The 4688-nt window shown below is 71.5% G+C and carries 4 protein-coding genes; all 4 read right to left on the reverse strand.

The genetic code is table 11. The features are described from left to right. A partial coding sequence (locus tag D7W81_RS39875) for an ABC transporter permease (RefSeq protein WP_120560554.1) occupies window positions 1-774 on the reverse strand: 774 nt, incomplete at its 3' end. Beyond that, complete coding sequence (locus D7W81_RS39880; protein WP_120560555.1) at window positions 771-1760, reverse strand: ABC transporter ATP-binding protein; 990 nt, start codon at window positions 1758-1760, stop codon at window positions 771-773. The genes D7W81_RS39875 and D7W81_RS39880, both read right to left, overlap by 4 nt. Before the next feature lie 42 nt (window positions 1761-1802). Continuing rightward, window positions 1803-2666 carry a heme o synthase gene (cyoE, locus tag D7W81_RS39885; RefSeq protein WP_438503403.1) on the reverse strand — a complete coding sequence of 288 codons (864 nt, stop codon included), beginning with the start codon at window positions 2664-2666 and terminating at the stop codon, window positions 1803-1805. Between the two features lie 223 nt (window positions 2667-2889). After that, window positions 2890-4688 (reverse strand): tetratricopeptide repeat protein (locus tag D7W81_RS39890; protein WP_244227762.1); only part of this gene is annotated, 1799 nt, incomplete at its 5' end.

Below are 4688 nucleotides of genomic sequence, written 5' to 3' on the forward strand. Positions count from 1 at the left end.
GCCCACCGCCATGGACGCCTGCGCCCCGTACAGCGCGCGGCGCACGCCCTCCACGGAGAAGCGCATGGGGTTGAGCGTCATCACCCACGACAGCACCGGCCCGGCGCCCTTGACCGGGAACATGGCCCCGGAGAGCACCCACATGGGCAGCATCACCAGGCTCATCACCGCGTGGTAGCCCGCGCTCGACTTCACCCACCACGCGAGCGCCATGCCCATGCCGGTGAGCGCCAGCGCCGACAGCACCATCACCGCCGCGAGGAGCGGGTAGTCCACCGCCTTCACGTCCACGCCCGCCAGCGGCGCGAAGAGCAGGAACAGCGACGCCTGCATCAGCGCGATGGAGGAAGACCCCAGCGCCTTGCCCAGCACCACCGCCAGCCGCGAGCCCGGCCCCGCCAGCACCGCCTGGAGGAAGCCCTCCTTGCGGTCCTCGATGACGGTGATGGTCGCGAAGATGGCGCTGAAGAGCACCACCATGGTGACCACGCCCGGGAAGAAGAACTGCTGGTAGCCCAGCCCCTGCGCGCCCTCCACGCGGAAGGACCCCGCGAAGCCGGAGCCGATGACGAACCAGAACAGGATGGGCTGCGCCAGCGCGCCAATCACCCGGCTGGGCTGCCGGAAGAAGCGCACCACGTCGCGCGAGAGCAGCACCCGCACGGTGGCCCACTGCAAGGCCAGCGTCCCCGGCTCCCGGCGCGGGGCTTCGGCGGCGGGCGCGGCGGGCGCGTCCAGCGAGGAAGAGGACGCAACGGGGATGTCGGCGCTCATCGGCGTTTCCTCGGCGCGGGCGTGGGCGAGGGAGCATCCGCCCCCAGCGCCTTCCCGGTGAGCTGGAGGAACACGTCCGCCAGCGTGGGCCGGCGCAGCGACACGGAGGCGAACCGTCCCGGAGGGAAGGCCTCCACCAGCCGCGGCACCAGCGCATGTCCCTGTGAAGCCTCCACCTGCACCCGCCCCTCCACCACCTTCGCCTCGAGCCCCAGCCGCTCCGTCACCTGCGCGGCCAGCGCCTCCGGCTCCGGGGCCTCCAGCGTCAGGATGTCACCGCCCATGCGCGCGGCGAGCGCCCGGGGCGTGTCGCACGCCACCAGCTTCCCGGCGTCCAGCACCGCCAGCCGGTCACAGCCCTCGGCCTCGTCCGCGCGGTGCGTGGTGAGCAGCACGGTGACGCCCTGCGCGTCGCGCAGCCGCTTGAGGTGCGTCCAGAACGTGCGGAAGGCCGCCTCGTCCAGGCCCTGCGTGGGCTCGTCCATCAGCACCACGCGCGGCTGGTGCACCAGCGCCCGCGCCAGCTCCAGCCGCCGGCGCATGCCGCCCGACCAGGTGCCCACCTTCTCATCGCCCCGGTCCTGGAGGCCGATGAGCGACAGCATCGTCTCCCCGCGCGCCTTCGCGTCCGCGCCCGTGAGGCCGTACAGCCGCGCGCCCAGGAGCAGGTTCTCCCGGGCCGTGAGCAGGTCATCCAGGCTGCTGCGCTGGAAGATGATGCCCATCCGCCGCCGCAGCGCGGGGTCGCTCAGGGACAGCACCTTGCCGGCGAAGTGCACCTGCCCCGCGTCCGGCGCGAGCAGGCCCGCGAGCAGCTGGAAGGTGGTGGACTTGCCGGCGCCGTTGGGCCCCAGGAGGCCCAGGATTTCTCCCGGCTGCACGGACAGCGACAGTCCGTCCACGGCGGTACGTCCGCCAAAGCGGCGCGTGAGCCCCTCGATGCGCAACAGCGGCGGGGGCGGGGTCGGAACGGAGGTGTCAGGCATGCGAAAAGGCGACCTCGCGCCCGGACGCCGCGCTTGGGGGTGCTAGCCGCGGGGGATGCGGTCCAGCGCCATCACGGCGAACAGGCCGGTGAGATACACGAGCGAGAACAGGAACGTCTGGCGCGCCCAGGGCTTTCCCAGGTGCTTGAAGAAGCCCCACGCTCCCAGGCCAAGGAAGCCCAGCCCCAGCACCACCGCCGCGGCCAGGTACCACGTGCCGGCGATGTGCAGCTGGAACGGCAGCAGCGTCATGGGCACCAGCGCCACCAGGTAGAGCACCACCTGCGCGCGGCTGGACTCGTCCCCGCGCTCCAGGGGAACGGACTTGAGCCCCGCGGCGGCGTACTCGTCCTTGCGGAAGAGCGCGATGGCGATGAAGTGCGGCATCTGCCAGAGGAACATGATGGCGAAGAGCGCGAAGCCGCCCGCGTCCAGCCGGTCCGTCACCGCCGTCCAGCCCATCAGCGGGGGCAGCGCGCCCGGAATCGCGCCCACCAGCATCGCCGCGGACGTGCGGGCCTTGAGCGGCGTGTAGGCCAGCACGTAGCTGAGCAGCGCGATGAGCCCCAGCACGCCGGTGAGCAGGTTGGCCCCCATCACCAGCGCCGGCAGCGACACCGCCGCCAGCGACAGGCCGAACCACAGCGCCGTGTTCGGGTCCATGCGCCCGGCGGGCAGCGGCCGGTTGCGCGTGCGCGCCATGAACTGGTCGCTGTGGCGCTCCAGGTAGCAGTTGAACGCGTTCGCCGCGCCCACCGTCCCCGCCGTCGCCAGGAGCGTGATGAGTGCCCGCACCGGCGTGAAGTGCCCCGGCGCCAGGAACATGCCGCCCGCCGCGGTGATGAGCACCAGCGACGACAGCCGGGGCTTGGTGAGGGAGATCAGGTCGGACGCGGTGGACGACATGGGCAGGGCACGCGCGCTCAAGCGGACTCCAGGAGGCCCCTCGACCACGGTCGCTACCGGTCAGGGGGTGTGGGGTGGACCCTCCCATACCGTCACCTGGAGGGGGTGGCAAGGCTCCGGCGCCCCGCCACATCAGCCTGCCTTGTCGCCCCCCTTCAAAAACGAAGCGCCGAGAGGCCCGGAAGGGGCGTCGCGGCGCTCGGGAACCACGGGGGCGGACGCTTCAGTTCGAAGCGAGCCGCTGCGCGTCGGCGAGGTACTCGCCCTTGGGCTCGCGCTTCACGTACTCCTGCGCCAGCGTGCGGACCTTGTTCGACTGCTTGGGGTCCTTGGAGAGCAGCGCCGCGTAGAAGTAGTACACCGGCGTGTAGTTCTCGTCGGAGGACAGCGCGCGCTGGAAGCTCTCGTCCGCCTTCGCGGCGTCGCCCTTGCCCTGGTAGACGCGGCCCAGCTCCGTGAGCGCCATGGCGACGCGGTCCGGCTGGCCGAAGAACTCCTGGCTGGCCTTCTCCAGCTGCTCCCTGGCCTTGTCCCACTCCGAGCGCTCCCGGTAGATGGAGCCCATGGCGAGCCGGGCCTCCGGGTTCTTCGCCTTGGGGTCCTTCACCGCGCGCTGGTACTGCGCGAGCGCGTCATCCAGCTTGTTCTGGCGGCGGTAGGCGTTGCCCAGCATCACCACCAGCTTGGGGCTGTCGCCCATCGTCTTGAGCGCGGTGACGAGCGCCTCGGAGGCCTCCTTCTCACCGCCCGGCTTGCCCATCAGCGCCTTGGCCAGCTCGACGTGGAACTGCGCGCGGCTGCCGTCCACGCGGATGGCCTTGCGGATCTCCTCCGCGGCCGCGTCGAAGTTGCCCTCCGCCAGCAGGCGGCGGCCCTTGATGAGGTTCAGCTCCGGGTTCTGCTTGTCGAGCGCGAAGCCGGTCTCCTCCGCCTTCGTGACCTCCTGCTTCGCCTTGGCGGGATCCGCGGGCACGCCCGTCGCTTCCGTCATCTTCTGCTGCATGTCCGGCTTGAGCGTGGGCATGGCCAGCGCCACGCGGGCGATGAGCAGCGAGCGCGCGAGCTGCGCGGTGGCGAGCTGACGCGGGCTGGGCGGCGGCTCCGCCTCCAGCAGCTTCTTGATGTCCCGGCTGGCCACCGCGTAGTTCGGCTCGTCCTGCTCCAGCATGAGGAGCGAGCGGCCCAGCAGCGACTCCGGGTGGTCCTTCTCGTAGCGCAGCGCGAAGTCGTAGTTCTTCCAGGCGGTGTTGTCCTGGCCCAGCCGGCGGTACACCGCGCCCAGGCCCGCGTAGACGCGCGGGTCATCCGGCGCCAGCGTCTGCGCGCGCTCCAGGCTGTCACGCGCGCGCTCCAGGTCGCCCGCGTTCATCTGGATGAGGCCCAGCGTGAGGTACAGGAGCGAGGACGCCTTGTTCTGGTCGTTGAGCTCCTTGACCTGCGTCTCCAGCGAGCCCAGCGCGCCCTTGCCGTCACCGCTGTACGTCTTGATCAGCGCCTGCGCGGCGATGAGGTGGCTGGACAGCTCCTTGCCCTTCTGGGCCGCGGCCAGGTGCTCCTCGGCCTGACGGCGCGCATCGTCGCCGCCGCCGTGCTCACCCCAGCGGATGGCGTAGGCGTACGAAAGGTAACCGTGGGCCGCGGTGGAGTCGGGGTCCACCTCCAGCGCCAGGTCCGCCGCCTCGCACGCCTTCTTGTAGCTGGCGAACGAGTCGTGCTTGAGCTGCTCGGTGGCGACGTCCAGGTTCTTCTTGAGCTCGCGGCCGCGCTTCTTGGCCTGCGCCGAGTAGAAGCCGTATCCGCCCGCGAACAGCGGGATGAGGATGAGCAGGACCAGCGACAGCGTCTTGCTGCCCTTGCCCTTGGCCCCGCCCTGGCGGCGCGGCGCCGGCTCGTCGTCGTCGTCCTCCACCTCTTCCACCACCACCTGCGGGCGGCGCTGGGTGGGGCGGGGGGCGGAGTCGTCGGAAGTCCGCGCCGTGCGGGCCGCCTGCTGCGACGGGGCATTGATGCGGCCCACGGGCG

This window comes from Corallococcus aberystwythensis (genome assembly GCF_003612165.1).
In the GTDB taxonomy this organism is placed as follows: Bacteria; Myxococcota; Myxococcia; order Myxococcales; family Myxococcaceae; genus Corallococcus; species Corallococcus aberystwythensis.

What these genes read in the sequence shown, in the direction of transcription:
- D7W81_RS39880 (WP_120560555.1), bottom strand. Translation starts at nt 1,760, where the DNA reads ATGCCTGACACCTCCGTTCCGACCCCGCCCCCGCCGCTGTTGCGCATC.
- cyoE (WP_438503403.1), bottom strand. Translation starts at nt 2,666, where the DNA reads ATGTCGTCCACCGCGTCCGACCTGATCTCCCTCACCAAGCCCCGGCTG.